Annotated in this window: 3 protein-coding genes; 2 read left to right on the forward strand and 1 reads right to left on the reverse strand. The window is 48.8% G+C overall.

Going from position 1 to position 3870, the window contains the following annotated elements:
• Together WBV75_RS02320 and WBV75_RS02325 are read left to right on the forward strand one after the other, a co-directional pair.
• Nucleotides 1–1254: flavin monoamine oxidase family protein (locus WBV75_RS02320; RefSeq protein ID WP_424119045.1), on the forward strand; the 1254-nt coding region annotated here is incomplete at its 5' end.
• A complete protein-coding gene (locus tag WBV75_RS02325) occupies nucleotides 1244–2278 on the forward strand; it encodes a 3-oxoacyl-ACP synthase III family protein (RefSeq protein ID WP_424119046.1) in 1035 nt (344 codons plus the stop codon). The genes WBV75_RS02320 and WBV75_RS02325, both read left to right, overlap by 11 nt.
• Before the next feature lie 16 nt (nucleotides 2279–2294).
• Here WBV75_RS02325 and WBV75_RS02330 read toward each other — a convergent pair.
• Nucleotides 2295–3870, reverse strand: a 1576-nt coding sequence (locus WBV75_RS02330; protein ID WP_424119047.1) for a hypothetical protein, incomplete at its 5' end; no start/stop codon positions are given.

Genomic DNA, 3870 nt, shown 5'->3' on the forward strand with positions numbered 1-3870 from the left:
CATGAAGACGGTTATAAAGGCCAGACGCTCCGGGAGTGGCTGAAAGAGGCCTGGATGAAAAACCCACTGGGGCTGAACCCAGAGGGCATCCCCCTGTATAAGATCGGCTTTTGGAACCTTATCGCCCCCGTCCTCAGCCACGAGGCCTACAAAATAGCCGTGACCACTGTAGGGTATGATTGTTTGGGCTTCAACACCAATTCCGTGGATACGATTTGTGAATTATACGATTTCGTGCCCGGAGTTACGTATACCCTGCTCGATGAAGGCTTTGATTCTATGTTCTGGCAGATGCAGGATCAATTTGAGAAAAATAACGGGGAGGTTCTTTTAAACCATCGACTCGAACGATTCGAAGAAATCGCCTTGTCTGACGGGAGTTTAGGAGTCCGTTTGGATTTCGAAGTAAAAACCGGTCCTGATAAATCGGAAGAAAAGAAATGTACTGCCCGGGAAATAGTACTGGCCATGCCCCAGCGCAGCCTTCGGTTGCTGGAGGCCTCCGGGCCTGTCCTGGACCCCGTAAGGGCCCCTCATGTGCAATTTCTGCTCAACGCTGTAGAACCCATTCACCTCTATAAAATGTTTATCGCCTACGAGGAGCCCTGGTGGGAGAAGGCTTACAAAACAGAGGGAAATGAGAATCCGGAAGTCGTAGGGCGCGCTTTAACGGATAACCCTATACGCCAGTGTTATTATTGGGGTAAAGAGGATGGTAAAAAGAACACAAATGCCATTGTTATGGTTTACAACGACGGGCAAAATTCTGATTTCTGGGGAGGATTACGCCATATTCCACTCGGCCCGGGAGATACCCAGGCTGCTGCCCCAAATATGTTTTTCGACCGAAAGAAAATGCCCGGCTCTTCAAAAGATGAAAAGAAATACCGATGGACGGATCGCCTGCGAACCAATTGGGAGGGCCGGAAAGCCCCTCACGCCATGGTTATGGAAATGCACAGGCAGCTCAAAGAAATGCACAATATTCCCGATGCTCCTGAACCCCTGGAAGCTGCCTTTATGGACTGGGGGGATGATCCCTACGGAGGGGCGGTACATTTCTGGAATCCCGGTTATGATTCCAGCCAGGTGTTAGAAAATATCATACAACCCGTCAAAGGTTTCCCATGCTACATTTGTGGGGAAGCGTATTCCACCAACCAAACCTGGGTAGAAGGGGCCTTTCAGACGGCTGAATTAGTATTGCGAAAATTCGGTATTCCCGAACCCAAATGGCTTAAAGATGAAAAATAAACTCCCACGGATAACAGGCACCGGCTGGCACGTCCCGGCCAAAATTCGATTGAATGACGACCCCATATTCAAATGGTTAAGGGAAAATGTGGAAAACATTGAAAATTCGTTTACCGGCTATGATAAAAGGCATATCCTGAGTGAAGGAGAGGGGCTTATCGACATCATGTACCCCGCTGCTATCATGGCGCTTAAAAATGCGGGTAAAAAGCCCGGGGATATCGATATTGTTCTGGGCTGCGGTTCTATCAGCGAATATGTGCAACCCAATGTACTCTCTGAGGTGCATAAACGCCTGGGCTTGCACAAACACGCCTGGGTCATCCCCGTAGGAGATGACTATTCCAATTACGCCTCTTCATTGCTTATGGCCGATGCCCTGATACGTTCTGGCAGGGCCAGAAACGTCCTTATTTGTATCGGTGGAAACTGGTCCCGGAATGTGGACTACCACACCCCTCAGTCGGTGAGTGCGGCGGATGGGGCTGGGGCAGCAATTGTTTCAATGAGTGACGATCCTTCTCAATGGAGCGTTTTTGACCAATGCACCGTAACGAATTCTTCCTATTATGGAAGTATGTTCACGGCCGGGCTCAAATACACCTTCGAAGAAAATGGCCCTGGGGTAATTCCACCAGGCAGGAGTTTTTACGGAAGCCTGACCACTCCCAATTTCTTCCAAATCACCGAGGAAGGACTAAAAGGCTTTATAGCTTTTGGAGCCGATGAGGCACTCACTCCGGTGCTGGACTTGCTTAAGAAGAACAACCTCACGGCAGAAGATGTTACATTTATGCCTCATCAGACTTCCGAGAAGCTCATAAAGCATTGGTGTGCCAATTTACATCCGCCGCCTGCCCAGATCGTCTCTACGATTGAAAAGTTTGCCAATGTTACCGTAGCCACGCATGCCCTTAACCTGGCCTGGATAGAGGAAAACGGAAAAATTGACAAGGACTACCTGTTGATGCTGGCGCTTGGGCCGGATATGCACGCCAACGCCATGCTGCTCAAAAGAAATTAAAGGCGGAACAATCGCCCTATAAATAGGTGTCGGTAAGGAAGGTGACTTTCGCCCCGGCGCCCCATTTATGATAGCAACCTATGGCCTTGTCTATTGCCCCTTTGTGATCCCGGTTATTTCTGTGGCTTATCACGGCCTTGTGCTCGTAAGCGAGGCCTGCATCCTGTAAAAACCCTGATTTGAGGGCTTGTGTAGCAGCTTGCTCAAACAATTTATCAGCTACTTCTATTTCGCCGGTGAGGCCGGTGTGTATGGCCTTTACCAGGAGGTATTTATGTAGGAAGTTCACCTCGCACTGAGTTGCCCAGGTTTCTATCATTTCTATTTTGGTGTCCGCAAGTGCAGACAACTGTTCCCCCTGAGGCAGATCCCCCTCCTGGGATAGATATAGGGCAGCTATGGTATAATACTGCTCAAACTCGACATGACCGGGTTGATTGGCGAAAGCCTGTAATAAAGGTGCTGCACTCTCTGCCCAGTTTATTGCCTCTTTCCACTGATGGTAGTGGGTGTTTAATTTTAACTTGGAAATTTGATAATACGCCACCTGGTTATACATATCCGTGTCGAGTATACTGGCCAGATCTGTGGCTTCATCTACTTCCGAATCGCTCAGGGAGAGGTAGTCCTCTGTTTTTCCCTGAAAAGCCAGGGCTACCTGTTTTTCATGAATCAGGTGGAACCTCGCATTGCGGACGAGTTTATTGTTTCTGAGAAGGTTGGCTTCAGCTGCAGCCACAACTTCTTCCAGGCTGTGGCCTGAAACACATTTAAGAACCAGGGAAAGCGAAAGGTTGAAACAGGCATACAGGATATCATTTAACCGGAAGCCGGCATCTGCACCTCTGTCTGCCATGGGAATGAGTTCGCGGAAAGGGACAAACCAATGCGCAATAAACCAACAATGAATAAAACTAACCCTGGCCTGCCTGGTATTGTTGTTTTTAGCGTCGATCTCCAGAGCCAGATTGCTCCATTGAAAAGCGCCGTGATGATCGCCCGTAAGCGCTTTATGAATAATAGAATACATTGAGTAGACCTCTGCTGCAGAAGGGCCGCTGCCCTCTTCCAGGGTGCGTTGCAGGCAGATTACCGGGAGCATCGCAAAAAGTTCGGCCTGATGGCACTGATGGGCCAGCGGACACAGATAGAGGAAGAGGTCAATAAGCACTTCTGTCTCCTCATTTTCAAGTGGCTTAAGGTCCTTTAGGCCCTCGATGGACCTTCCGTTCATCAGGGCGCCGATTTGAGCCATGTGGTCCCCAATACGGGCTCCTATAACATCTGCTTCGCGGGGCACTTCATAATCCAATAATTCAGCACCTTGTAAACCTACTTCTAACGCTTGCTGAACAAAGCCCTGCTGGAAAAGGCGCATCGATTCCAATCGGCAATAGTGAATGGCTTTGCCTACTTTTCCGGCGGCATTCCAATGATACATCAGCCGTAAATAGAAGGGTTGCAAATAGTCTTTAAAATTCTTTTCGTACCATTCCGCACTTTCCTTGTGCAGGTGCCTCCGCTGTTCTGCCAGGATCATGTCGTAAGCTACTTCGGCTATAGTTTCATTGTTGAATAAATACCCTTCATAG

The organism is Robiginitalea sp., assembly GCF_049588695.1.
Lineage (GTDB): Bacteria > Bacteroidota > Bacteroidia > Flavobacteriales > Flavobacteriaceae > Robiginitalea.

Excerpts from the sequence above, each read along its gene's own strand:
- WBV75_RS02325 (WP_424119046.1), top strand. The coding sequence starts at position 1,244 with ATGAAAAATAAACTCCCACGGATAACAGGCACCGGCTGGCACGTCCCG.